Below are 26,145 nucleotides of genomic sequence, written 5' to 3'. Positions count from 1 at the left end.
ATTGAAAGTAACTGTTTGACCACCAGCCTGCGGACCATTAAGGTCAAGATTTCTAGCGGCTGCGCCATTTTGTGGGCTGTTGTTCTGTGTTGCGAATAAAAGGTCAGCAGTAGCTGTGTTAGTTACGAGCCCGAAACCCAAAAATGTCGTCAATGTGCCTACGTAACGCATCTTCTTGTTTGTTGATCGTATAATCATGTCTTTACCCTCATTGATGTATGACAAAGTAAAACAACTAGATCAAAATTTCGTCCTCCATAGAAAGCTTGCGAAACTGAATTATGGCTGTTGGATTGGCCATGTTTTCGCTCATTACGAGAGTAATCCCAGTTTACCGGACCAGTGGCTTGGAGCGGGACCGGAAGCCTCAAGGCTTAAGCGATTGGAAGTGAATAGGATATAAAACGGCGCTGAATTGGATGGTTGAGTAGCATTATTATCGATCCGTTTTCTAGGGCCTGAGCCCAATGCGGAATCAGAATGCAATGAAGCGAATACCGGGGTGTTAGTTGCGCCAAATTCTCTCTCTGCTTGTTCTTTTATTGAATTTGGCTGATTCGGCCGCAGCCAGGCTATGAAGCCAATGGCTAGGGCGGATATGATCGCAATCTTGATTGTTTTCATAAGACAACCTCCATCAGGTATGGAGTTAAACTATTTTTGTCAAACATACAGCATAGCGGCTGCCGGCAAGGCGCAGCCTGAATTGATGTAATGGTTAGTTGATGTTGACTTATGCTAGATTTTCGCTATTTGAAACTTATTATTTATATTTTGGCTCTGGATTGCTATTCGTGCCATTACGGTCAAACTAAGCAGACATCGGGCCTATAGCCGGCCTCAACTTGGGCGGCTCTTGTTGTTTGCAAATAATGATCGGTTACGTTGCCTGCTATAAGGATATTCACTGCCATATTTCTTGACGAAGTTAAGTCTGCCCAGCTATTAGCTCCATCCCCCGCCCAATGCCTTGTAAATTTTTACGGTCGATATGCGTTGGCGCTTGGTCACATCGATTAATTCGAGATTGGCCTGCAACGCATTTTGTTGAGCGATAAGCACCTCCAGGTATGTTGCCCTGGCAGATTTATAAAGCTCATCAGATGTTTCAATAGACTTTTTCAATGCTTCGCTTTGCTGCTTTTTCTGGGCATGGATCTGTTCCAGATTCTTAATATTGGCAAGTTCATTCGACACTTCGACATAACCATTCAGAATTGTTTTCTGATAGTTATACATGGCGGTCAGCTGATTGGCTTTTGCCGTGTTGAACTGCGCTTTCAACGCATTCATATTGATCAGCGGCGCCACTACGGTTCCAAAGAGTGAATAAGCGAGCGATGCAGGCGTCTGAAATAAAAACTCGGGATTGAATGCCTGATAACCCAAGGTCGCCGTGATGTTGAAATTTGGGAAAAATGCCGCCCTTGCCGCTTTCAGATCAAACTTGCTGGCCTCAATCTGATGTTCGGCTTCGCGAACATCGGGGCGGTTTGCCAGCAATTGCGAAGGAACGCCCGATGCGATTTGCTGAGGAACCGCTTCGAGCAGAACTTCCATCTTCCTCTCAATGGGCTGCGGATAGCGCCCCAGCAGAAAATTAAGCCGGTTCTCGGCCTCCGTAATTTGTTGCAGCCTCTGTTTTTCCAGAGCTTGCGTATTGAGCAATTGGGCCCTGAACTGCTGCACGGCCAGTTCATTCGCCCTGCCGGCTTCTTTCTGCAGTTTTACAACTTCCAGCGCCTCCTGCTGTTTCTGGATGGTCTGCCGGATGATGTCCAGTTCATTATCCAAGGCCAGCAATTCGTTATAGTTAACCGCGACATCGGCCACCAGATTGGAAATAACAAAGTGGGTCCCTTCAATGCTCGACAGATAGCCCTCGATTGCCGCCTTGCGCTGGCTCCGCAGTTTGCCCCAGACATCGACTTCCCAGGAGGCCTGCAGGCCTAAAAAGAGATCGGTCAGATTTTCAGGAACAATTTGCCCGGGCGTGATTTCGGTAGAGGCGTTGCCCGCCCCGTCCATGGTGTAAAGCCCGAACTTTTGCACCCCGCCGCCTATACTCAAATCCACTTTCGGCAACAGCGCCCCGTTTGCCAGCTTCACGCTGGAGCGCGAGACTTCAATCCGCTGCAAGGCCATCTGCAGATCGAGGTTGTTGGCCACGGCGGTATCGATCAGTTTAACCAGAAGCGGATCGGTAAAGTATTGGCGCCAGTTGATGTCTGCAATAGTCGTGGCCGTGTTTTTCTGATTTTGAAAACTTGCAGGAATCGCCTTTTCCGGAATGGACAGGTTGGTATCGAGCGACGCACAACCGTTGATGATTACGGCCAAAAACGAGATGGCCAAGGGGTAATAAATTTTATTCTTCATTTAATCTTAAATAGTTTCCGAGAGAGCCATTTCTTCTTTTCTTCCGTCGTGCTTGCGCTTGTCGGCAATGCTTGCAAACACCACATAAAGCCCCGGAATGACGATGCCCCCGAAAATGGTCCCGAAAAGCATGCCTCCCGCGGCTGCCGTACCGATGGTATTGTTGCCTATCTTTCCCGCCCCTGAAGCAAACATTAACGGAACCAGACCGGCAATAAAGGCAAAGGAGGTCATTAAAATAGGACGCAGGCGCAGCGTGGCGCCTTCAACGGCCGCTTCGAGCGGCGTTTTCCCCAGTCGGTGCTGCATCGTGGCAAACTCAATGATCAGAATGGCGTTCTTGCCGAGAATACCGATCAGCATGATCATGGCGATCTGCGCGTAGATATTGTTCTCCAGGCCCATAACCATCAGTAAGAACAAGGCTCCGAATATGCCGATCGGCAGGGAGAGAATAACCGGCATGGGCAGCAGGAAGCTTTCATACTGGGCGGCAAGCAGCAGGTATACGAACACCAGGCAAATCAGAAAAATATAAATCGCCTGGTTGCCCGCCTGAGCCTGGTCCCGGGACGAGCCTGCCCAATCGTAACCAAAGCCTTTCGGCAGTTTCTGCGCGGCCACATCCTTGATCGCGGCAATGGCCTGCCCGCTGCTGTACCCTGACGCCGGCTGGCCGTTGACCATGGCCGAGGTGTACATGTTGTAGCGCGTCACCTGCTCCGGACCATAGACCTTTTCAACACGAAGAAAGGAGGAAAAAGGCACCATTTTTCCGGCGTCATTTTTGATGTACAGCGCCATCAGATCATCCGGCTGAGCACGGTATTCTGGCAGCGCCTGCACCATGACCTTATACATCTGGCCGAAACGGATAAAGTTGGTGGCATACTCGCTGCCGATCAGGGTTTGCAGCGTACTCATGGCGTTCTCGGCGGTGATGCCTTTTTGCGCGGCCTTATCGCCGTCAATGTGCAGCAGAAATTGCGGAAAACTGACGTTGAAGGTGGTAAAGGCATTCACGATCTCGGGCCGCTTGTTGAGCTCCTCCACAAAGGCATCGGCGACTTTCTGCAATCTTTGCAGATCGTCCGAACCGGTCTTGTCCAGCAAGCGCATTTCGAAGCCGCTGGAATTGCCATAACCCGGCACCGGCGGCGGCGTGAAAAACTCAATGCTGGCATCTTTGATATATCGGGTTTCTTGTTCCAGCCTATGGATGATGTCCTTGTCGGAAACTGTTCTCTCATCCCAGTTTTTCAAGCTGATCAGATTCATGCCATAAACAGCGCCCGTACCTTCGGAGAGCAGGCTGAACCCAGCCAGACTGGAAACCGAATTCACACCGTCCAGGCCCGATGCAACACGCTGCACCTCATCCGACACTTTTTCGGTGCGCTCAAGGGTTGCACCTGATGGTGCTGTGATATTAGCGTATATAGTCCCTTGATCTTCTTCAGGGATAAAACCTGTAGGCACATAAGTTCCTATCAAACCGGAGCCTACAGAAAATCCAACCAATATTCCAAACGTTATAACCCGTCTGTCAGCGATGACACCGATCAGCTTTTTGTAGTTGCCGGACAGCCTGTCGTACCCGTTATTGAATCCTGCAAAGAATTTCTGCAGACCCGATTTTTCAGCATGATCGGAAACATGAACATTCTTGAGAAACAAGGCGCACAACGCGGGAGTCAGGGTAAGCGCCGTAACACCTGAGAGGACAATGGAAAACGCCATAGTCAGGGAAAACTGCCGGTAAAAAACGCCTTCAGGGCCTTCCATAAAGGCTACCGGTAAAAACACGGCCGACATGACCAGCGTGATGGCGATAATCGCTCCGCTGATTTCGCGCATGGCCTGTTCCGTGGCTTTTCGCGCGCCGATTTTGGAATGCTCCATTTTGGCATGCACGGCTTCGATGACCACAATGGCGTTGTCCACCACGATACCGATAGCCAACACCAGTGCAAACAGGGTAATGAGATTGAGGGAAAAGCCCATCAGCTGCATGAAGAAAAACGTGCCGACCAACGATACCGGCACGGCAATAATGGGGATGAGGGTGGAGCGAAAATCCTGCAAGAAGACAAACACCACCAGGGCAACCAACAGAAAAGCTTCTACCAGTGTCTTGATGACTTCATGAATGGAAGCATCCAGAAACTCGGAAACATCATAGCTCAGGGTATAATCCATGCCCGGCGGAAAGGACGTGGACTTTATCTTTGCCATGGTCGCTTTGATAGTGTCAATCACCTCCTTGGCATTGCTGCCCGGGCGCTGCTTTAACAGAATGGCGGCGGAAGGCCGACCGTTTTCTTTGGAAAGGACGTTGTAATCCTGAGAATCGAATTCAATTTCGGCAACATCCTTGAGCCGCAATATTTCGCCATTCTCCGCACTGCTCAAGACGATGTTTTCATAGGCTGCCTTAGTATTATGTTTGCCGGTGTACTTCAAGACGTATTGAAGCGCCTGCGCCCTCTTACCTGAGCTCTCACCAATCTTACCCGGCGCGGCTTCCACGTTCTGAGCTTTTAGTTTTTCAATGACTTCCGTAGCCGAGATGTTGTACATCAACAGTTTATCGGGCTTCAGCCACACGCGCATGGCGTATTCCCTGGAGCCCAGGATTTCGGCAAAACCGACCCCGTCTATTCTTTTGAGTTCTTTTAAAACATTGATGTCGGTAAAGTTGTAAAGAAATTTCTCGTCCAGCGTTGGGTCCGAGCTGAGTATGTTGATATATAACAGCATGGCGTTTTGTACTTTCTCGACAATAACCCCTGCTTTAATCGCTTCGGCGGGCAGCTCGTCCAGCACCGAAGACACCCGGTTCTGCACGTTGACGGCGGCAACTTCCGGGTCGGTGCCGGCCTTGAAAATAATCTGGATTTCGCCGCTGCCGTCATTGCCGGAAACGGACGACATATAGGCCATGCCGGGCACGCCGTTGATCGCTCGCTCGAGCGGCGTTATGACAGCCTTGACGACAACTTCCGCATTGGCGCCGGTAAACTTTGTCGTCACGTTGACCTCGGGAGGCGCAATATCGGGAAACTGAGTGACAGGCAGTCGGGTTAAAGACAGCAATCCCATCAACGTGATCAGAATGGAGATGACAATCGATAGTACCGGCCGATGAATAAATCTTGAAGTCATGATAATCCTTACCGCCCGGTTAAGCTTTAATGTCTAACGCCATCACTTCGGCTAAATCAACATCGACAGGATTGATTTTATGCCCATCCCTGACATTTTCGACGCCTTCGAACAGTATTTTTTCGTCTTTTGACAAACCGGACTCCACGACATAAAAATCAGGAAACCGCATTTTGGGAACGATGTTCCTTTGCTGCAACACTCCATCCCGGCTGACTACGAACACATACAGCTTGTCCTGAATTTCAAACGTTGATTTTTGAGGAATTTGCAAGACGTTCTTCAGCTCTTTGTTGACGATGATCTTGCCGCTAGCCCCATGCTTTAAAATGGCATCCGGATTTGGAAACCTGGCCCTGAAGGCAATGTTGCCCGTTGAACGATCGAATTCGCTTTCGATCATTTCTATTTTTCCCTCGTGCTCATAGAGAACACTGTTGGCAAGCTTTAAACCCACCGTTTTTGTCTTTTGTTCGCCGTTAGTGATGTAATTGAGGTAATCGATTTCCGACAGATTGAAATAGGCAAATACCTCGTGATTGTCGGAAATGGAAGTCAGCATATCCCCTTCTTCTATGAGACTGCCGACCTTGTTCGGAATCCGGTTGATGACGCCGTCATAGGGCGCCTTGATGCTGGCGAATGAAAGCTGTAAAGCGGCCTGTTCTTTGTTCGCCTTAGCCTCTTCCACGTCGGCTCTCAATGCATCCGCTTTGGCCTTTGTTACAGCCAGCTCCGCTTTGGATACAATATTTTTTTCGACTAGCCGCCTTACGTTGGTTAATTCCACCTGGGCTGCCTTCAAATCGGCTATGGCATTTTTATAAACCGCATTGGCCTTTTGCAATTCCTTTTCGAATTCCAGAGGGTTAAGCGTGAACAGCAACTGCCCTTCCTTTACCGGCTGACCCTCGTCCACGTAGATTTTTTCAATATAGCCTTTAACCTGGCTTCTTACCTCGACGTATTTTACCGACTGTATGTCGGCAACATATTCGCTGCTGTAGGTGGTGTCTTTTAACAGAGGGGTTATTACCTGATGGGAATCGACGGCCTCAACTTCTTTTTTAGGTGTGCAGGATGCCGTGATCAGGCAGAAGACAAGAAACAGTATTTGGCTATTTTTCATTTGAAGTCATTTAGGCAATTGAATGTCTGACACAGCAAAAGAATCGTACGGATTTTCTTCGTGCTGTTGGGATTACGGATTTTTTTCAAACAGATGGCAGTTAGGGCATAAAATTTTTTGCTCTGCTCATTAAACCCAGCTTTCACTTTTTCTATTAACGCATGCTTAAATTTGGAAAGCTGAATACTGAAAGGCGGACGCAGTTCTCAGAAAACGGGTACAAATGAGTAAATGAGTTGTTGTTCATAACATTGGCTAATGGCATTGCAAGTCATGGAATTATTGATTATTTTAATAAGCAATAATAATGCCAATACTAACAAAGATTAAATAACATTATTTTTCCTATAGATATTTCACCTTGTAAATTCATTCGCCTGAACAGAGTGTTGCAATTTGCGAAAAGCGAGTGCAAAATGCATCACTATGTCTGTTATTTATAAATTAACTTTCTCCCTGTTCGCCTTGACATTAGTGGTTTTTGGCATCTACGGGACGTATCAGCTTCGAACCGAATCGCAGGACTTACGGGATGATGTTGAAAAAGAGACTCGCTTATTAGCCCACAGTTTGCTGGTTTCTGTAGAGAACGCTTTACGGGATCAGCAAACGGAAGATGTGCAGGAGCTGTTGCAACAAATAGAGCACTTCAAGCCTTCTATAGACGTATCTGTCTACATTCAAAACCACAGCATTATCCGTTCCGGTGCAGAAAGCCTGGTGTGGCCGGAAGAAGTAAAACAAACGCTGTCCCAGGCTGCGCTTGATGGTGAAATGAAGCAATTTTATTTTCCCGCAGACGATCCTGACTTTCTGGTGATGTCCTTACCTTTCAATAAGGCTTCAACCGCCATGCCGGGCAATCTGGCTGTGGTGCGGTCCCTGCAAAAGATGAAAGAGGATTTAAGTAAAACCAGAACCTATATTCTTTGGTCTTTTTTTTCTTTGATTTCATTTACCTCCCTGCTTTGTTTCTTTTTAGGCCAGATTTACATTTCCCGCCCGCTGCAGGAACTCCGCCAAGCCATGCTGGCTTTCAGAAACAGCCGGGAACCGCCGGAGCCTTTACCAATAAGCGGGAATGACGAGCTTTCGTCCGTGCGGCAGGAATTCAACCGGATGACGGTACAATTGTTTTCCGCTTACCGCAGACTGGACGCTGAAACCCAGCAACGGCGGCAGCTGCAACGGGCCTTGCAGAATGCGGACAAAATGATAACGATCGGCCAGTTATCGGCAGGACTGGCCCATGAAATCGGCTCGCCCCTGCAGATCATTAACGGCAGGGCGAGAGCGCTGGCCGACGGCAGCGAGGATTTGCAGGAGGTGCGGCGGATAGCCAATATCCTGGTCGACCAGACCGACCGTATCACGCGAATTGTCCAGCGTCTCCTGGAGTTTGCCCCGCGCCCGTCATCCGAACCCGTGCTCTGCGATGTCATCCAGGCTGTAGCCGAAGTCATCGACATGCTGGGCTTCGAAGCGCGGCGCCAAGGCGTGGCCATGACTTTCACCCATCCTGAGACATTGCCGCTTCTGCTGATCAACAAAGACGGCATCCAGCAGATCGTGTTGAACCTGCTGTCCAATGCGCTGGCGGCAGTCGTTGACACAGGCTCGATCACCGTCGATCTATCCCAGGATTCCATTGTCTATGCCGACAACAAAATACCGGCGCTAAGGCTTACCGTCAGCGATACAGGGACAGGCATCGCGCCGGAACATCTGCCCTATCTTTTCGAACCTTACTTTACCACTCGCAGCAAACAAGGCGGCACCGGCCTGGGACTGGCCGTGGTCAAGACCTTGGTGACCGAAATGGGGGGCAGTGTCGTCGCCGAAACAGAATTCGGCAAAGGCAGCCATTTTATTGTTCACTTGCCCTGGAAGAATCCATCATGACTTCAGAAAACGTTCGCCTGCTGGTGATTGACGACGATCCCGGCATTGTTGATTATCTGCTCGACATGCTTCGGCATGAGGGCTATTCAGCCGTCGGATTCACGCAAACCGATGAGGCGCTCAGCGCCATAGAAAAAGAGCCGTTCGATCTCGTCATATCCGATGTGGTCATGCCCGGCATGCGCGGTCTCGAATTAATGACGGCCATTCACCGTAAACGGCCTGAACAGCTGGTATTACTCATTACCGCCTTCGGCAGCATTGACCTGGCGATGCAAAGCATGCATGCAGGCGCCTGCGACTTTTTAACCAAGCCGTTCCGCATCGAAGAACTGTACGCCGCGGTAACCCGTGCGCTTGAAGACCGGCAAATGAGGCGCACCGCAGTAAAAATCGACTATACCGATGATAAAAACAGCGACACAAGTGTTTTTGTAACCCGCAGCGCTTGCATGCGGCAATTGATCACTCTGGCAAAACGGGCTGCCGCAGTGAATTCGACGGTGCTTTTAACGGGCGAAAGCGGCACCGGCAAAAGCGCAGTGGCACGCTGGATTCATGACAACAGCCCGAACCGTCAAGGGCCTTTTATCGCTGTCAATTGCGCGGCATTGCCGCACAGTCTGGTGGAAAGCGAATTGTTCGGCGTCCGCAAAGGCGCTTTTACCGACGCCAGCAAAGACAGGCCGGGACTGTTTTTGCAAGCGAATTCCGGAACCCTGTTCCTCGATGAAATCGCTGAACTGCCTTTGGAAATACAGCCCAAGCTGCTGCAAGCGCTGGAAACCGGAAAAATCCGCGCACTCGGCGATACCAAAGAAGAGCAAGTCAATGTTCGCCTGATCGCCGCAACCCATCAGCCGTTGGAACAACGCGTCAACGACAAACTGTTCCGTCTGGACCTTTATCACCGGTTGAATGTGATCAGCCTTGAAGTACCTCCTTTACGAGAGCGCAAGGAAGACCTTAACGAGTTGATCAAGACATTAATCGACACGATCTGCCAACGTCTCGGCAAACAAGGGCCGGTCAATATTTCGGCGGAAGTGCTGCGTTGGATACAAGCCTACCATTGGCCGGGCAATGTCCGTGAACTTGCCAACACTTTGGAGCGGGCTATCGTACTTGCCGAACATGACACGCTTTTTATTGAAGATCTGGCGCAAGCCTCGAAAATTCCTTTCAACGACAAGAATTTTCTGGAACTGGCAATGATGCAGGGATGGACAGTCGAAGACGTTCAGCAGGCCTATATTCGCCATGTTCTGGAAGCAACCGGCGGCAATAAAATTCAAGCCGCCCGAATACTTGGCCTGGACCGCAGCACTCTGTACCGCAAGCTGGGATAATACTTTCCTGCAGGAAAATCAACCGGCTGATCTGAAACACTTTCACAGCCTCGAAGCCGCCTTTTCATATTAATGTGGACCGGTACCTTCAAGCTAGACAGGTCATGGGTTTGCCGGTTTTTACCTGCCCCATGCAGACATTCAGTGCGCGCGGCAAGGTTGGTCTATGAACGGCTATTTTGCTATGATTCCTTTGTGATAAACAACCACAGGTATAAATCCACACAGTAGAAATTGTCCACAAATACGCCGCCTTTGTCGGGCTGCGCATCATTCTGTTCTTTAATACACATTAAGGAGGTTTTTCGTGTCCCCAAAAACACGTATTGGTCTCATTGGTTACGGCAAGACCGGCAGAGCCGTAGCCAACATATTCAGCACCGACCCTCGCTTCGAACTGCGCTGGATTGCTCGCCGCACGGCCAGCGGCGTCGCTCAAACACACCCAGACACCGCCGTCCCTATCATCAGCATTGAACAGCAACCGTTCGAGGAGCTGTTTAATCGGCATCCGGTTGATGCAGTCGTGGATTTTTCCTTGCCAGAAACAGTACATTCGTATGGAGAAATAGTACGCAAACGCAGAATAATGCTGGTCAGCGCGATTTCTGCTTATTCGAAAAGCGATCTGGCTTATATTCGTAATCTTGGAGAATATACACGGGTGATGTGCTCGCCCAACATTACGCTGGGGATCAATTTCCTCATGACGGCAGCCAATCTGCTACGCAAGGTCGCACCTTTCGCCGACGTGGAAATCCTTGAGCAACACTTTAAGGAAAAACCTGAAGTTTCAGGCACGGCACTTAAGATTGCGGAAAAATTAGGCGTGGAAGATGATCAAGTCACCTCATTGCGGCTCGGCGGAATTATCGGCGAGCATGAAGTCATTTTCGGTTTCCCCCACCAAACCGTTCGATTAATCCATTCATCAATCAGACGCGAAGCATTCGGTACCGGCGCAGCTTTCGCTTTATCCCAACTGGCAAGCTGCGATATCGGCTTTTATACCTTCGAAGACCTGCTGTTACGAGCCACCAGCCACAATGAATTGCCGAAGTCCGGCATTTCCAGGGCGACAATTTGAATAAAATTAAGTTACCTTCGGCATGGCCGGAGGTAACTTAATTTACTATCCGGAATTAATATTCACTCAGCCAATAAAAGTGGAAAGGCTGGATGGGCAGCCTGCCCTCCTCTATAACAGGCTGCTGGCCCGAATATAGATCGATTAACTGGCCGGAAGTACCGAACCCCTCATGAGCCAGGGTTTGCAAATCGAGAGCCTGCGGTTCGGCGCTGAAATTGCTCACCACCAGAACGCTTTTCGAGGAGCGGTTGTGATCGAAACGCATGAAGGCAAACAGATGCTCGTTATTCGTATCGATCAGATGGCGATTGTTGAAATCGGCAAAGGCTGTCGTTTCCTTGCGTATCGCGATCATCTTCTTTAACGCGGTGAACAGCGTGTACTCTATCGTGCCCTGCTTCTTGCGCAGTTCAACACGTTGCCAGTCAATTGTCGGCCTGTGTATCCAGCGGCTGTCGCCTAATTTATCATGATCATCGCGGTAGCTGTAATCATTGAAGGTGCCGATCTCGTCGCCGTAATACAGCAATGGGATGCCGCCGAAGGCCATGATCAGGTTATGCAGCAGCAGGATTTTATCGATAGCGATCCTAATCTCCTGTTCATTGCCGGATTGGGCCGCTTTTTCAAGGCCGGCCAGCGAGGCCAGAGAGCCTGAGATACGCGCATCGCCGGTTTTATCATTGCGCATGAACGGCACGCCGCTGGCGAAAGACCCCGGATAACTGCCCGTATAGAAATCAATCAGAAACTGCCGGTGGGCGAAAGGATCGTAACCGGCGGCGCGAATGTCGTTGTCATCATAACCGAGGCCAATATCATCATGGCAGCGCACATAGTTCAGCCAGGTGGCGCGCTCCAGTTTGCCGGGCAGGCTCTTCAAGCCCTGAGTCAGCAGTTTGCAGTTTTGGGTGGCGATGGCGTCCCAAAGCAGCGCCATGAACGTGGCGTTATAGGCAATCTCGCATTCCTTGGCAATGATCGCGTCTTCGCCGAAATATTTGATGATTTCCACCGGCGCGACGATGGCTTCGGCAATAAACAGCGCGCCCGGCGCCACGACCTGACAGCAGTCTTTCATCAATTGCAGCAGCAAATGGGCTTCGCGTTCATTCTGGCAAGTGGTGCCTATCTTCTTCCATAAAAACGCCACCGCATCGAGCCTTATGATATCGGCGCCCTGGTTGATCCAGAACAGGATGACATCGATCATCTCGATGAATACGGCGGGATTGCTGTAATTCAGGTCCCATTGATAATTATGGAAAACCGTCATGACCCATTTTTGCATGGTCTCGTTCCAGGTGAAATTGCCCGGACTGGATTCCGGAAAAATCTCCGGCATGCTTTGCTCGTACATGTCGGGAATTTCGCGGTTATCAAAAATGTAATAGTAATCCTGATATTTTTTATCGCCGGCGATAGCCTTCTGCGCCCATTCGTGCTCATCGGAAGTATGATTGACGACCACGTCCAGCACCAGCAGGATGTCGCGCTTGCCGAACTCATCAGCGATTGTCTGCAAGTCTTCCAGCGTGCCGATCCGCTCGTCAATTTCACGGAAATTGCTGACCGCGTAGCCGCCATCGCTTTTGCCGACCGGGCATTTCAGTATCGGCATGATGTGCACAAGATTAATGCCCAGCTCTTGAAAATAAGGCGTTTTAGCCGCCATATTCCGTAAATTGCCGGCAAAGCCCGCACTGTAGAGCGCCATGCCGACCCACTTCTGGCTTAAAAACCAGTTGTGGTCTTTTTCCCGGGCGATATCAAGGTCCTTCAATTCCCTTGGCCTATGCATGTACTTCCGCACCAGCGTTTCAACCAGACGCTGCATCTGAAGTTCAAAATCATCTCGCTGCCCGTAGAGGCGCTCGAAAAGATTATGGATGGCATAGAAATTCGCCCCCAGCCGCGTATAAAAATGCTGCAAATCCCGTCGCCGTTCGTATGCATTCGGCTGCAGCTCATCCAGAATTTCATTCAGCAATGAATGGGAGATTTGTTCGTACATAATTTTCTCTCTGAGGCTACTAATTGAGTGCCCAGGCTTCTATAAAAGGCTGGTAGAAGCCAATGTCCTGAACCGTCGCGCCGCGCCGGCCGACCAGCGCCGAAGCGAAACACTGCGCGCGCTCCATGGTCAGTTTTATATTCCAGCCCATATTCAGGCCGAGCAGCAGAACGGCAGCAAAGGCATCGCCGGCGCCGACCGTATCGAGTACCTGCAGAGCCGGCGCAGGCACCACATTGACATGATTGCCCGCCGCATCGACCGCCAGCGCGCCCTGATCGCCATAGGTTACAACTAATCCCTCAAGGTCATGAGCCCTCTGAAACGCACGCATATCGGCTTTGATGTCGCCTGATAGCGGCTGCAATGCAGCCAGCTCATGATGATTGAGCTTGACCCAGTCGGCATCGTCAAGCAACCGCCGCACATCGTCCTTTTTCCACCACGGCGCGCGCAGATTGACATCCAGAAAAATCTTGCCGCGATGCCGGGCCTTTAATACGGCCAGCGCCCGTCTCGACACCTCATGCCGCACCGCCAACGTGCCGTGATAAAGCAAACCATCGTGTATTTCCACGGCCAGCTCATCGGCAGCAATGAAGTCATAGGCTTGTGCCGGCAGGATCGCGTAACGGGGTTCGCCATCGTCGATCATGACTTGCACCGAGCCGGTGGGATGTTCGCTATCGCGTTGCAGGCCCGACACAGCCATGCCCCATGCCCGCATGGCCGCTTCAATGGCATCGCCTAACGGGTCCCGGCCGATGCGGCTGATAAAACGCGGAGCCTGGGCGAAAGCCTGCAAATGCCAGGCCGCATTGAACGGTGCGCCGCCGAGCACGCAGCTGCCGTCGGGAAAATGATCAAACAACACTTCGCCGAACACTGTAATAGGTTTATTAGTCATTAATTTTCATCCATTGTTGCGTGTGCGGCAGATAATGTGCGACACCTTCTAAAATACCGGCGCTGTAATTGCCGTTCATACCCATAAAACCGCCTTTGGCGAGATAAAGCGCGCTGCCGGTCGAGCGCAGCGTCGCCAGCTCCTGGGCTTCCCTGCGCACATCGGCGCTGGCGTTGGCAACCAGCACCGACTGGATCGGACTGGTCAGCACAGGCAGATCATTGCCGCTGTCGCCGGCAAATACCGTGTTTTCGATACCGACCCCCAGCTCCTGCATCAAAAATTCGATGGCATGGAATTTGGTGGCGTTGGCCGGCAGCACGTCCAGCAATCCGACAGGCCCGGCCTCATCAATGCTGTAAATCAAGTCGGCACGGATGCCCTGCTCCCCTAACAGGCCGCGCATGGCCGCCATCAACCGGGACAGATCGGCCTCTATCGGCACATAATAACTGAGCTTGAAGCGGTTCTGCTTGGCGCTTTCCTGCAACCTCAGATCAACCAGATGCCCGAACATCCGCCGCATGTCGGCATGATCGCGGCCGGCCCAGTCAGGCGCGATGGCTGCTATCCATTGCGGCCATTCCTGCCAGCCCTCGGCCGTTATCGCATAAATGCTGGTGCCGACATCGCCGATGACGAAGTCGGGGCGCGGCAGTTCGTATTCGGCTATCGCCTGCTCCACCAGCGCCTTGTGCCGCCCTGAAACATAAGCCAGCAGAACTTCCGGGCGCGCGGCCAAGGCCGCGAACAGCGCCCTGGCCGGTGCCGATTCCGGCGCGTTGCCGTTCGGCAGCAACGTGCGGTCAAGATCGGTACAGATTAACAGCCGTTCAGTCATTGTTGTTGAAAAAATCATAGTGCTCGATCGCTTCGATAATGCCCAGCGCATGAGGTTGCCGTGCGAAATAAATACGCTCCGGTTCATCCAGTTGCGCAAGTTCCTCGCGGTGCCGGTTGGCCACGACGACGGCCAGCGTATTGCCGCGCATCATGTCCTCGTCGGCGGCCGATCCGCCGGCGACCAGTATCCGTCCCAGCGGAATGTTCCACTGCTGGGAGAAATAGCGCAATGCCAGCCCCTTGGAAGCGCGCACCGGCACGATATCGAAATATTGCCCGAAAGCGAGCCGTGCATTGACAACCTGTTCTTCCTGACGCAGCCTCGCATTGATCTCGTCCGGGGACGGCGCAATGTCCGCATTGTAATAGAACGAGATTTTGAAACGGCTTTGCTCGTTCTTGGGCTGCCAGGTCAGGCCAGGCATTTCACTCATGATCCTGCGGATAGCTCCCGGATTCCAATAGTGATCGATGTGCCGGGCCCAGGCCATATCGGCCGTGATATGGGGCGCGTAGTAGATTTCCGTGCCCAGGCTGGTCAGCAATACGTCCGGTGTCGGGATACGGTGCTTCCTCAGCGCCGCAAGAGCCGAGTCGAGCCGTCGCCCGGTTGCGATGCCGAAAAAGACATGCCTACGCTTGTCGCGGATATAGCGGGCAAATTCCAGCAAGCCTTCCGGGTTGCCGAGCAGACTCTGATCGATATCGGTGAAGATGGCCCGGTCCTGATAGCGCAGGGAGTTGCGTGAGCGGGCGACTTTGGGCAGCGGCATCTGCTGGCCGAGCAAGGGCCTGATGCTGTTCACGTACTTCTCGGCATGCGCCTGCCAGGAATAATATTTACGGACATTGGTCAGGCCGTTCTCTGAAAATGTCCGCCACTGCTGCCGGTCTTTGAGCAGTGCCATAAGCGCTTCAGCCAAGGCCTGTTTATCGAGCGGATCGATGAGCAGACCGTTATGGCAGTTGCCGATAATATCGACAGGGCCACCGTTTTCGGTCGCGACCAGCGGCAAACTACATGCCGCCGCTTCCAGCAGAGTCAGGCCGAACGGTTCGGTCAGCGCCGGATTGACGAACACGCCTTTCGATAAAGCCGCCAGACGGTAGATAACCGGAACGTCTTCCTGGTTGTGGTGTTTGGGGAGCGCAATGCGCCCGTACAGATCGTAGCAGTCGATCAGGAGCAGGATGTCCGTGAGCACGGACTGGGCGCCTTCATCCATTTCGCGGATATCGTCGCGGCAGCCGGCCACGATGACCAGATTGGCCAATCGCTGCAATTTCGGACATTCGCCGTAGGCTTCAATCAGAGTCGCAATGTTCTTGCGCACATCCGGGCGCGATAGCGCCAGGATCATCGGCTTTTCAGGTTCTTTCAAAAATCGCGTCAGGCTCTTGTGAATCGCTGTGTTTATCTCCGAACCGTCCGGCGCATGAAACTGATCCAGATCAGTGCCCGGCGGGATGACCACCATGCGCTCGGGATGGTAATAGTCGTAAAGCTCGTACTGCTCGGCGATTTCGTTGTTCGTGCTGGTAATGACCAATTCGGCATTGGCCAGAACATCTTCCTCGACATTGATGCGCCGGGATAAATGGTAACGTTGTTCAATGGACTCATTGAGCAATCCCGTCGCCAGCAGCCGGCCGCGTTTGTCGCGTCCCAGGGAATGCCCGGTATGAATCAGCGGAATGCCGGTCAGATGAGCCAGACGCATGGCCACGTAGCCCGCATCGGCATAGTGGCTGTGCAGTACATCGGGCATGCGCGGCTGCTGGTGCAGCCAGTGCAGCAGATTGTCTGCGAATATATCCAGATAATCCCAAAGTTCCTCTTTACGAAAATAGCCGTCCGGACCGGCGGCGATACGGATGATGCGGGCCTTATCCTGAAGCCGCTCAACCGGTTCGCCGTAGTCGGCGCTGATATTGGCATCGATGATCTGCCGGGTTACCAGATCGACGCGCTCTACATCGTCGCGTAGCGCCAGCGCCCGGGTCAAATCGACGACATATTTGGTCTGGCCGCCGGTATCGGCATCACGGCCCAGTTCAAGATCGTGGCCGCGAATCAGGCCGTGAACGCTGATCAGAAGCAGATAAAGGGGATCTGTTTTGCCTGTCATAACCATTCCAGTCAGCTAGAGGTTAATAGGTGTTTCGCATTCCTTTTTCATCTTATCTCTTCGTAAAGAATTTGAGTTTTCTGCCTTCCATAGATCAGCAGAGCCTGTATTGAATCCATTGACACTATTGGTTCCACGCAGTTTCAGGCGCTATTCCTTTTTCTGAATCAACCAATAAGTAATGCCCAATGCCACAACAACCAGTGCCGTTGCACCGACATATTCATAAGGCAAATGCTTATAATCAAAGACGATGACTTTCCGTGCAACCGCCATCAAAGCGGTCGCCACCACCAGCTTAACGGGAATCACATCACTGCGGATGTACAAAGTGATATTCAAGAAAATCTCAATGGCGATCAGCACAGCCAGAAATGCGCCGAAAGTATCCAGGATTTCATCAGTGGTCATCAGCAGAAACGGCGGCGTCGTCATTTTTTCGTAAATTACATAGATGACATCGACAATGCCGAGCAGTATCACAAAAGTCATCAGCATGGCCAGAAACTTGACGCCCGTGCGAATCGTGCGATGCAGGAACTGAATAAACGAGTCTTCGTGATCTATGGGCAGTTCTTCATGCTTCGTTACGCTCACATGCTTGATCAGTTTGACGCGCAGAAGGTTGACTAAGGGGTCGATTATACCTCGGTGCGCAGCAATGCCGGCAGGCGTAAATTCCTTGTCAAAAAAATGGGGGAAGTCTTTGAAAGTGTTCAAATCGTGTTCGTCCAGCTTCTCAAATCCCATGCTCCAGTAGGGAAAATCCCGTTCGGCAATCGGTTTTCTTTCAATCTGGGTAACGTCTTTGTGCCGCGTGTCTTTTTGTATTTTTTCAAAGGTTTCATCAACGGCTTGCTCGTCGCCTTCCAGGATCTGAAAAAAAGTCCTGTGCAAATAAATAAGCGCGCCGGTAATATCTCTGGCGCTGTTATTGGTGCGGCAGATTTTCAAAAGCCCTAACAGTTCTTCGGCATTCCAGTCTTTCAGAGCTGTACTTGCAAAAATCAATCTGATCATAGCTGTTTTCCTCTAACACTAGACTCCAATCGTCGAGCAAGATTCCTAGCATTAAAGGCTAATTGTCCGTTTCAGATACTTGAGAACGAATCAGAAAACTTTAGTATGGCTTTGCCGGAAAATTCATATTGAAACTGAAGGGATTGAAGACGGGCTTTCTTATATCAAGCCGAATTTGCATCCATCAATTCGACTATTACTCAACTGACTATAAAGCATGCTCTTTCATCCGAGGATGAAAGAGCATGCCGGCTGCCTTTCGAGCAGTGAAATAATCGTCAATCTAATGGAATTCTAATTTTCTGGCCCGGGTAGATTAAATCCGGATCTTTGATGACTTCCCGGTTGGCTTCGAAGATGCGCTGATATTGATTGGCGTCGTGATAATATTTCTTGGCAATTTTTGATAAAGTGTCGCCGCTGGCAATCACGTAGTACTCGACATTTGCAGGTTCCAACGCCGATGCGGCATCCTGGCCTGCTGAGGTCGCTTCAACGATGTCGATTTTCGGCACGACTTTAGTGACGCCTTTGACGTTCCCGGCCATCAGCACGGCCTTCTGCGCCGCTTCCGCGCTATCGGTCTTACCGATCAGGGTCACTTCGCCGTCTTTGTAGATAACACCCAAATCACTGATTCCCGGGTTACTGGCCATAATATGTTCCGTAATTTTATCCGCGGCCTCGTCATCCCTATTGAACAATTTGCCGCCGATATCTTTAACAAAATCTAATAGTCCCATATCATCCTCCAGTGCTTGTTTGAAAAGCGATTAAAAGAATTTCTTGGCAAGATTCAATAAATCATCGGTGATATCGCCATCTTTATCCGCATCCAGAAAAGACGTGATCCAATTACCCGACGAATTGGCCCCGGCTTGTCCATAGTTTTGCGCTGAATCGGCGGATAAGGTCTTACCGGACGTCTGCTTGCTCAAGGCGCCCATGACCACCGCTGCCACCAAGGGCAGCAACTGCTTGACAATGCCCGTATCTGCGCCTGTTTCCTGGGCGGCATGAGCCGCCACATTGCGGCTGACATCCTTACTGCCGAAAATATGGCTCAAAATTGCGTTTCCGTCCGCTTTTGCAGTTTCTTCTTGCAATGCTTCGGGATGATCAATATAACGTTGATGGCTGCCGGTCTGTAGGGCGTTCAACAGCCCTTGCAGTCCTTCGCCGCTTGTCGCGTTGGATTTGATTCCTCTGGAGACAGCAGGCAACAATTGCCTGACAATATTCTGCGCATCGCTTTGATCAATACCGACGCTTTGCGCCAACTTGGCAACCATGTCCGCATTCTGCTTTCCTAGAACAGCATCTAATAGACTCATCGCTCAACCTCCTCGTGGCTTGTGGCTTCTACTAATAAGCACCACCGGTGCATACCGCTTTGGATCAAAAGCCGCTTATTGATTTCCTCGTTTCCGAATAAAAACCATCGACTATTTCCTACATTCAGATCAACAACTTGAGATTTAAGTTCTGGAAAACTTGAAACGGCCCATGGGACTGGCTAAATAATCGCTCAACAAAAATAACCTCCACTATTAAATTCAATCTATTCAATAACTAAGGAATACAATCTATTAAATAACTTTAAATATTGTCCTGCGTCAAATTTTTGTAAAAGTGTTGTGGTATAATTTTTTAAAAACCCTATCACTCTCTCGTGCATGAATGAAGATCAGGCCAAGCCAGCGCAATATTTAATCAGTACCGTTTCAAAACGTTCCGGTGTCAAAACCGACCTGATCAGAGCCTGGGAAAGGCGCTATGAGGCCGTGACACCTTCCCGCACAGCGGGCAGGCAGCGTGTCTATACCGACCAGGATATCGCTAGATTAAAATTGCTCAACCAAGCTATAAGCAATGGTCACAGTATCGGCCGGATTGCCAGACTCTCTTTGGATGAATTGCAGTCCCTGCTCAAAAGAGATACCCATGCGGCAAAACAGCCGATAGGCGTTGTCACTCCAATACGCGCCAACAATCGCGATCTGGCGGAAGAGTATCTGGAGAAATGCTTCAGCGCCATCATTGCTTTCGAAGCCGCGGTACTAGAAGGTCATTGTGAAAATGCCATTGCTGAACTGGGGCCAATGCCTTTTATCGAGCACTTGCTGACGCCTTTACTGAACAAGATTGGTGAAAGTTGGCAAGCCGGTTTGTTGAGGCCGGCGCATGAACACATGGCTACGGCCATAATCCGTTCCCTGGCTTATATCCTGAGATCCAGCGCACCCAGCCCAAAACAGGCTCCACGCTTAATTATGAGCACACCGCTAGGCCAATTACATGAAATAGGCGCCTTGCTGGCCACGATTATCGCCGAATTCAAAGGCTGGCACGTCACTTATCTGGGACCCAATCTGCCGGCTGAAGAAATTGCCGCCGCCGTTAAATATGCCCGCGCTTGCGCGGTAGCAGTCAGCATCAGTTTCAGAACTGATGACCATGTCATCAATAGAGAGATAAGACGTCTGAACAAACTGATAGGAAAAGATGTCGCTCTCATTGCCGGCGGGAGAGCGACATCCGATTATCAAGCCGTCCTGGATGAGGTTGGCGCTTTAAGCGTTCAGAACTATGAACACTTCAAACTGATTCTGGACCGTTTACGCATTCAAACTTCGCTTCATGACTACTCTTAACCGGATCAAGTAGTTCTGATTCAAAAAGAGGGGGAAACCTTAATCCCCCCCAGAATGAGCGCACCTCAAATCTGTTCGGTAGTCTTGTCGGCATCTGCTTTTTTCTGCCCTTTGCTACCCGAATTAGACTGATTGCCTTGATAATCGTTTCCGTCCTGAGGCGGTCTGACGTCTCTGCGCGCCATTAGATCCTCGATTTGCTGGTGATCCAGTGTTTCCCATTTCATCAGTGCATCGGCCATTTTATGCAGGATGTCGATGTTTTCCTGCAGAATGATTTCCGCCCGTTGATAGTTGCGGTCGATGACCAGACGTATTTCCTCATCGATCATGTGAGCGACGTTACTGGAAACAGGACCGCCCTGAGAGCCGGAATATCTCATGAAAGGCTGGCTGCCCTCCTCGCCGTAAACCTGCGGCCCGAGTTTGTCCGAAAATCCCCAGCGCGTCACCATATTGCGGGCCAGCTCGGTTGCGCGCTCGATATCATTGGAAGCCCCTGTGGTCACGCGGTCGCCGCCATAAATCATCAGTTCGGCAATTCTGCCGCCGAACAGACCCGCTATCTGGCTCTCCAGTTTACGTTTGCTGGCGCTGTACTGATCTCTTTCCGGCAAGAACATGGTGATGCCGAGCGCCCGGCCTCTAGGCATGATACTGACCTTATAGACCGGATCGTGATCGGGCGACTTCTGCCCGACGATACAATGCCCGGCTTCGTGATAAGCCGTTAATAACTTATCGTCTTCCGACATAACCATGGTGTGTTTCTCGGCGCCCATCAGAATCTTGTCCTTGGCTCTCTCAAGATCCTGCATGTTGACTTCTTCCTTATTGGCCCTGGCTGCAAACAACGCCGCTTCATTGACTATATTGGCCAGTTCCGCGCCTGAGAATCCCGGCGTGCCGCGCGCTATGTACTTCAGCTCGACATCTTCGGCGACCGGCACATTCTTGAGGTGCACATTCAAAATCTGCTCACGGCCGCGCACATCGGGCAGCCCGACAGTTACCTGACGGTCAAAACGCCCCGGCCTGAGCAGCGCTTTATCGAGAATATCGGCCCGGTTGGTCGCGGCAATAACGATGATGCCTTCATTACCGTCAAAACCGTCCATTTCCACGAGCAACTGGTTGAGCGTCTGCTCGCGCTCCTCATTGCCGCCCCCCGCGCCCGCACCGCCGCGTTGACGGCCAACGGCGTCGATTTCATCGATAAAGATAATGCAGGGCGCATGCTCTTTAGCCTGAGTGAACATATCCCTGACCCGGGAAGCGCCAACGCCAACGAACATTTCAACGAAATCGGAACCGGAAGCACTGAAAAACTTAACTCCGGCTTCACCGGCAATGGCACGCGCCAGCAGGGTTTTACCGGTACCGGGAGGGCCGACCATTAACACGCCGCGCGGCATTTTGCCGCCCAGTTTCTGAAACTTGTGAGGATCTCTCAGGTAGTCCACCAGTTCGACCACCTCTTCCTTGGCTTCCTCGCAGCCGGCGACATCTTCAAATTTGACGGTCATATTGTCTTCGGTCAGCATTTTGGCTTTGCTTTTGCCAAAGTTCATGCTGCCTCCCACGCCTCCGCCAGGCATTCTGCGCATGTAGATGACCCATATAGCAACCAGCAGCAATACAGGAAACCAGGATATAAATAATTGCGCAAGAAATGATTGTTGTTCTGGTGCGTAGGTTTTTATCTGGACACCGGCTTCGAGCAGATCATCAATAAGGTGGGGATCATCAGGATTAATAGTCTCGAAGGTTTGACCTTCCGATGTGCGGATTCTGATGAGATTCCCCAGTATTTCCACTCGCTCAACCTGACGATGTTTGACTTTTTCAATAAAACTTGAATAGGCTATGGAGTTATCCGTTGGAGGGTTTGAGTTCAGCCGGGTAATGATTACCGCCGCCGCGATCAAAACAACACCCCAAAGCAGTAAATTCATCGAATATTTCTTCATGATTTGTCTCCTGGCTTTGGCGGTACGATCAACACCTTGGCGATGTCTGAGTGCTTACGGGCACTGCTTGGTTTTATGCATAAAAATATCATTATAGACAATTACTTATATTAACTTGCAGAATTGAAGAGATACGTAAAAAAAATGTATCTCGCCTTTTTCCTTATCAGTTCCATATCAGGTTTTACTGCGCTTTGCCCGTGCACTCCATCCTCCGTTAGCAAAGCACGATGTTAAAACCCAGGCCTAATCATCAAGACATCCTCAAAGAGAATATCTAGCTATAGGGAAGCGATTGAAATTTTTCATAAAAAAACCTGAGGCTCATATAAACCCCAACTTTTTCGGGCTGATTCTTCGGGCGTTGTTTTTATGGCTTGTCTTGCTTTCGGCATATCACTGATCCGATCTGAATCTATAACTTTGCTGATTTCCTGCAACGACTTCATGCCAAGACTCACTGTGAAATGATTTGAGGGCGATAGGTTAAGCATTGCCTAACTCATTGTTTTGACCGCAGTTTATCTAAATAGGTCATAATAATGACGTCTTTGTAAGCCTAGTTAGATTACAATCTGATCGATAGGATAATAACATATTGATTTTATTAGGTTATTCTTAACCTAGCAAATTAACAGCGCATGAACTAAGCGGCACTTCGGAAGCGATAACCACCTGATTCTCCACCTAATCTTCATCCCATAATAATCAGTAGCCCGGCCTTTGTCTAATTATAATTAGACAAAATATGTACAAAAAGACCTGAGCAGCCAAACCTTATTAGAAAATTATAATATAAAATGAGGTTTTTGGAAAAATAGTTGATAATCAGCTACTGATAATTTTTGATGCTATCAGCCTGAATGTTTCACCACAAAGGACATGAAGGCATAAGCCAGAACGCCTGCCGGTGCCCAACCCGCGCGGCAGTCAGGACCGGCACGATGGTGACAAGAACAATCAGTAAGATAATCAGCGCGTTATTCTTCTCTTTTCAAATGGCTTTCCAGTTCTTCCCAGCGAGCCAGAAGGTCGATTCGGGAAATGACGCCCACCAGTTTTCCGGCTTCCACTACGGGCAACGATGTCACCTCATGATCCACCATAAGCCGGGCCGCCATGAACAGGCGCATGTCCGGTTTAACGGTGTACACATCCTGAGCCATTATCTCGGCGGCGGTATGCCCCTGAGCCTTGTCAGACTGCATGTTTTTAGGACCAAAGAAGGCAACCCAGAAATTCTCCTTCCAGATGGAATCGCGGGGTTTGAGCCGCTCGTCGAGCCCGCGGTGAATCAAATCTTCAGCTGTAACAATGCCGAGCAATTTGCCCTTATCGTCGACAACGGGAACGCCATTGATACGATTGGCGATCAGCAGGTCCGCCACCTCTTTAACCGGAGTTTCCGGCCTGACGGTAATCGGATTGGTAGTCATATAATCTCGTATTAACATAGACATTCTCCCTATCTTAATAAGTTAGTTAAGCATACATAGCCGTTCAACGCCTGTCGGCCCTCCCTGAACCGTGGAACGCTTGCATAATGGCGGCCATGATGGCTGCCACAACGTCGATCTCAATCAATTCTCTGGCAACGCGCTGACGCAACAATAGAAAATCGCAGGTTTGCCGGTCGACCTTAATACAACATGCCGTTGCCGTAACGTGCTACGGGAACGATTACCTGGATAATTTCCATTCGAAATTTTTATTGAATTATTCAAACAGCAATTATGACAGCGTGTCGATCCGGTCCAACCCCTCTTTTAAACGGGACTGGGCACTTTTCAACTCGGACAGCGGCAGCGCCAAAAACGCTTCAATTCGTTCTTATCACGAACCGGCTTTCCTCCGGTGGAGAAATGTTTTAACCCGCCTGTTCTATCCTGACATCTTCTTTCAATGCATAACTTTTGTACAACTTCCATGCCCATAAACTTATAATGTTTCAAACAAGTGATAAGTACAGTTCCTACTTCATCAACACGCAGCCAAGCCGGTTTTGAGAGCAAGACTCGGAATGTTTAACAGCAACGGTTTGTTAAATTAATCGGCAGATATCAACGAATACGAAAATTCAGATGCCGAAACCGATTAGCACACATTATTTGAAAACAGAGGATGATCCTCGTCGGCAGGCTGTACTTGCCCGCGCTCATGCCGGTTACAGCGCCAACAGCCAAATTCGTTTTGCTTTGGGTGAATGCTCGCTCGGTTCTATTCTGGTGGCGGCCAGCGAAATCGGCATTTGCGCCATCGCCTTGGGCGACGGTCCGGATCTCTTGGCTCGGGAGTTACGAGACCGTTTCCCCCATGCCGAACTCATCGGCGGCGATCATGAGTTCGATCAATGGGTCGCTAAAGTGGTTGGCTTTGTCGAAGCCCCGGCGATTGGCCTGGATTTACCGCTGGACATACGCGGCACCGCATTTCAACAAAGGGTCTGGCAGGCTTTGCGGCAAATCCCGGTCGGCGAGAAAGCGAGCTACACCGATATTGCACAGCGCATCGGCGCGCCCAAAGCAGTACGAGCGGTGGCGGGCGCCTGTGCGGCCAATACCTTGGCGGTAGCCATTCCTTGCCACAGGATAGTCCGCTCGGACGGCAGCTTGTCCGGTTACCGTTGGGGCGTGAAGCGCAAAGCCGAACTGTTGCGGAGAGAGAACCCGGCATGAAGCCCCATGTGATGGCTTGCACACTGCCGCTGCCTGCGAATTACCGGGTAACCGATATTCTGTCTTTCCATGCGCGCGATACTTTATCTGTTGCCGAAGCCGTAGATGCCGACCGAGTGCGCAAAGGGATCGTCTGGCAAGGTTCGCCGGCCTGCTTGACGCTCCGGTTTTCATCCCAGTGCGCTGAAATAGAGCTCAGTATCGATCATCCATCAGCTTCATTTGAAGCTGACGCATTATCCACGCTGGCCATGCGCATGCTCGGATTAAACCAGCCCATTGCTGTTTTCGAGGAAAGTGTCAGCCAGCATCCCCAGTTTGGAATGCTGGTCAAAAAACAGACCGGATTGCGCGTGCCGGTCTCGGCATCGGCATTTGAAGCCTTGACTTGGGCGATCACCGGGCAGCAAATCAGCGTTGCCGCCGCTATTTCAATACGCCGTAAATTCATTCAGTTGGTCGGATTACAGCATTCCGGCGGCCTCTATTGCTACCCGGATGCACGGCATGTAGCGGATTTAAGCAGCGACGACTTGCGCCGGGCCGGTTTTTCGCAAAGCAAGGCGCAGACTTTGCTGGCTGTGAGCCAAAGGATAGCGTCCGGTGAATTGGAACTGAATGACGATCTGAAAGAGCCGCCGATAGAACAAATTCGTCAACAATTATTGAAAATTCGCGGCATAGGCCCCTGGACTGTCGATTATGCACTATTGCGCGGATACGGTTGGCTGGACGGCTCGCTACATGGTGATGCCGCAGTCCGCCGCGGCTTGCAGATATTACTGGGCCACGTTGAGCCGATGGATGAAAACCAAACCCGGCAATGGCTGGAAAACTTCGCACCGTGGCGGGCTTTGGCGGCCGCGCATTTATGGAAACTGGCTTCCAGCGCGTCACGGCGTCAGTGGAGATAAACGTT

The 26,145-nt window shown here is 50.8% G+C and carries 18 protein-coding genes and 1 pseudogene; 6 read left to right on the top strand and 13 right to left on the bottom strand.

The window, feature by feature from the left end; genetic code table 11:
- Positions 1-312 precede the first annotated feature (312 nt).
- The 4 genes from ACTNE6_RS09735 to ACTNE6_RS09720 form a co-directional block, all read right to left on the bottom strand.
- Positions 313-624 (bottom strand): hypothetical protein, encoded by a 312-nt coding sequence (locus ACTNE6_RS09735; RefSeq protein WP_442499536.1) that lies wholly within the window; start codon positions 622-624, stop codon positions 313-315.
- 321 nt (positions 625-945) lie between these two features.
- On the bottom strand, positions 946-2,379 hold the full coding sequence (locus tag ACTNE6_RS09730) for an efflux transporter outer membrane subunit (RefSeq protein WP_442499535.1): 1,434 nt from the start codon (positions 2,377-2,379) through the stop codon (positions 946-948).
- 6 nt (positions 2,380-2,385) lie between these two features.
- Complete coding sequence (locus ACTNE6_RS09725) at positions 2,386-5,544, bottom strand: efflux RND transporter permease subunit (protein ID WP_442499534.1); 3,159 nt, start codon at positions 5,542-5,544, stop codon at positions 2,386-2,388.
- A 19-nt stretch (positions 5,545-5,563) separates the two neighbouring features.
- A complete protein-coding gene (locus ACTNE6_RS09720) occupies positions 5,564-6,673 on the bottom strand; it encodes an efflux RND transporter periplasmic adaptor subunit (RefSeq protein ID WP_442499533.1) in 1,110 nt (369 codons plus the stop codon).
- A 426-nt stretch (positions 6,674-7,099) separates the two neighbouring features.
- Here ACTNE6_RS09720 and ACTNE6_RS09715 point away from each other — a divergent pair, with 426 nt between their 5' ends.
- The 3 genes from ACTNE6_RS09715 to ACTNE6_RS09705 all read left to right on the top strand — a co-directional run bounded on the left by ACTNE6_RS09715 (position 7,100) and on the right by ACTNE6_RS09705 (position 11,011).
- Complete coding sequence (locus ACTNE6_RS09715; RefSeq protein WP_442499532.1) at positions 7,100-8,575, top strand: ATP-binding protein; 1,476 nt, start codon at positions 7,100-7,102, stop codon at positions 8,573-8,575.
- Positions 8,572-9,924: a sigma-54-dependent transcriptional regulator gene (locus ACTNE6_RS09710; protein ID WP_442499531.1), complete on the top strand. Its 1,353-nt coding sequence runs from the start codon at positions 8,572-8,574 to the stop codon at positions 9,922-9,924. Before ACTNE6_RS09715 ends, ACTNE6_RS09710 begins: the two co-directional genes overlap by 4 nt.
- 307 nt (positions 9,925-10,231) lie before the next feature.
- A complete protein-coding gene (locus ACTNE6_RS09705) occupies positions 10,232-11,011 on the top strand; it encodes a 4-hydroxy-tetrahydrodipicolinate reductase (RefSeq protein ID WP_442499530.1) in 780 nt (259 codons plus the stop codon).
- Between the two features lie 55 nt (positions 11,012-11,066).
- Here the strand turns inward: ACTNE6_RS09705 and ACTNE6_RS09700 are convergent, their stop codons facing one another.
- The 7 genes from ACTNE6_RS09700 to ACTNE6_RS09670 all read right to left on the bottom strand — a co-directional run bounded on the left by ACTNE6_RS09700 (position 11,067) and on the right by ACTNE6_RS09670 (position 19,261).
- Positions 11,067-13,028, bottom strand: coding sequence for an alpha-amylase family glycosyl hydrolase (locus ACTNE6_RS09700; protein WP_442499529.1), 1,962 nt, complete (start codon positions 13,026-13,028; stop codon positions 11,067-11,069).
- Between the two features lie 19 nt (positions 13,029-13,047).
- Complete coding sequence (locus tag ACTNE6_RS09695; protein ID WP_442499528.1) at positions 13,048-13,935, bottom strand: PfkB family carbohydrate kinase; 888 nt, start codon at positions 13,933-13,935, stop codon at positions 13,048-13,050.
- On the bottom strand, positions 13,928-14,776 hold the full coding sequence (locus tag ACTNE6_RS09690) for an HAD-IIB family hydrolase (RefSeq protein ID WP_442499527.1): 849 nt from the start codon (positions 14,774-14,776) through the stop codon (positions 13,928-13,930). Before ACTNE6_RS09690 ends, ACTNE6_RS09695 begins: the two co-directional genes overlap by 8 nt.
- A complete protein-coding gene (locus ACTNE6_RS09685) occupies positions 14,769-16,913 on the bottom strand; it encodes an HAD family hydrolase (protein WP_442499526.1) in 2,145 nt (714 codons plus the stop codon). The genes ACTNE6_RS09690 and ACTNE6_RS09685 overlap by 8 nt, the downstream gene beginning before the upstream one ends.
- 144 nt (positions 16,914-17,057) lie before the next feature.
- Positions 17,058-17,927 (bottom strand): phosphate-starvation-inducible PsiE family protein, encoded by an 870-nt coding sequence (locus ACTNE6_RS09680; RefSeq protein WP_442499525.1) that lies wholly within the window; start codon positions 17,925-17,927, stop codon positions 17,058-17,060.
- A gap of 278 nt (positions 17,928-18,205) precedes the next feature.
- Positions 18,206-18,670: a peptidoglycan-binding protein LysM gene (gene lysM, locus ACTNE6_RS09675; protein ID WP_442499524.1), complete on the bottom strand. Its 465-nt coding sequence runs from the start codon at positions 18,668-18,670 to the stop codon at positions 18,206-18,208.
- Between the two features lie 30 nt (positions 18,671-18,700).
- Positions 18,701-19,261, bottom strand: coding sequence for a DUF937 domain-containing protein (locus ACTNE6_RS09670; protein ID WP_442499523.1), 561 nt, complete (start codon positions 19,259-19,261; stop codon positions 18,701-18,703).
- Between the two features lie 342 nt (positions 19,262-19,603).
- Between ACTNE6_RS09670 and ACTNE6_RS09665 the strand changes: the two genes are divergently transcribed.
- The gene (locus ACTNE6_RS09665) at positions 19,604-20,581 is read left to right on the top strand and encodes a MerR family transcriptional regulator (RefSeq protein ID WP_442499522.1); all 978 of its coding nucleotides are present in this window, start codon (positions 19,604-19,606) and stop codon (positions 20,579-20,581) included.
- Between the two features lie 65 nt (positions 20,582-20,646).
- Here the strand turns inward: ACTNE6_RS09665 and ftsH are convergent, their stop codons facing one another.
- Together ftsH and ACTNE6_RS09655 are read right to left on the bottom strand one after the other, a co-directional pair.
- The gene (gene ftsH, locus ACTNE6_RS09660) at positions 20,647-22,551 is read right to left on the bottom strand and encodes an ATP-dependent zinc metalloprotease FtsH (RefSeq protein WP_442499521.1); all 1,905 of its coding nucleotides are present in this window, start codon (positions 22,549-22,551) and stop codon (positions 20,647-20,649) included.
- Between the two features lie 1,034 nt (positions 22,552-23,585).
- A pseudogene (locus ACTNE6_RS09655) lies at positions 23,586-23,987 on the bottom strand (CBS domain-containing protein); the annotation flags it as partial.
- Positions 23,988-24,632: 645 nt separating this feature from the next.
- Between ACTNE6_RS09655 and ACTNE6_RS09650 the strand changes: the two are divergent.
- Both ACTNE6_RS09650 and ACTNE6_RS09645 read left to right on the top strand, forming a co-directional pair.
- Positions 24,633-25,226 carry a methylated-DNA--[protein]-cysteine S-methyltransferase gene (locus ACTNE6_RS09650; protein ID WP_442499520.1) on the top strand — a complete coding sequence of 198 codons (594 nt, stop codon included), beginning with the start codon at positions 24,633-24,635 and terminating at the stop codon, positions 25,224-25,226.
- Positions 25,223-26,140 (top strand): DNA-3-methyladenine glycosylase family protein, encoded by a 918-nt coding sequence (locus ACTNE6_RS09645; RefSeq protein ID WP_442499519.1) that lies wholly within the window; start codon positions 25,223-25,225, stop codon positions 26,138-26,140. The genes ACTNE6_RS09650 and ACTNE6_RS09645 overlap by 4 nt, the downstream gene beginning before the upstream one ends.
- Positions 26,141-26,145 lie beyond the last annotated feature (5 nt).

Origin of the sequence: Methylobacter sp. sgz302048, from assembly GCF_052162025.1 — a bacterium.
Taxonomy (GTDB): domain Bacteria; phylum Pseudomonadota; class Gammaproteobacteria; order Methylococcales; family Methylomonadaceae; genus Methylobacter.
The sequence above is the reverse complement of the archived record's forward strand: the minus strand, read 5'-3'. Positions and strand labels throughout refer to the sequence as shown.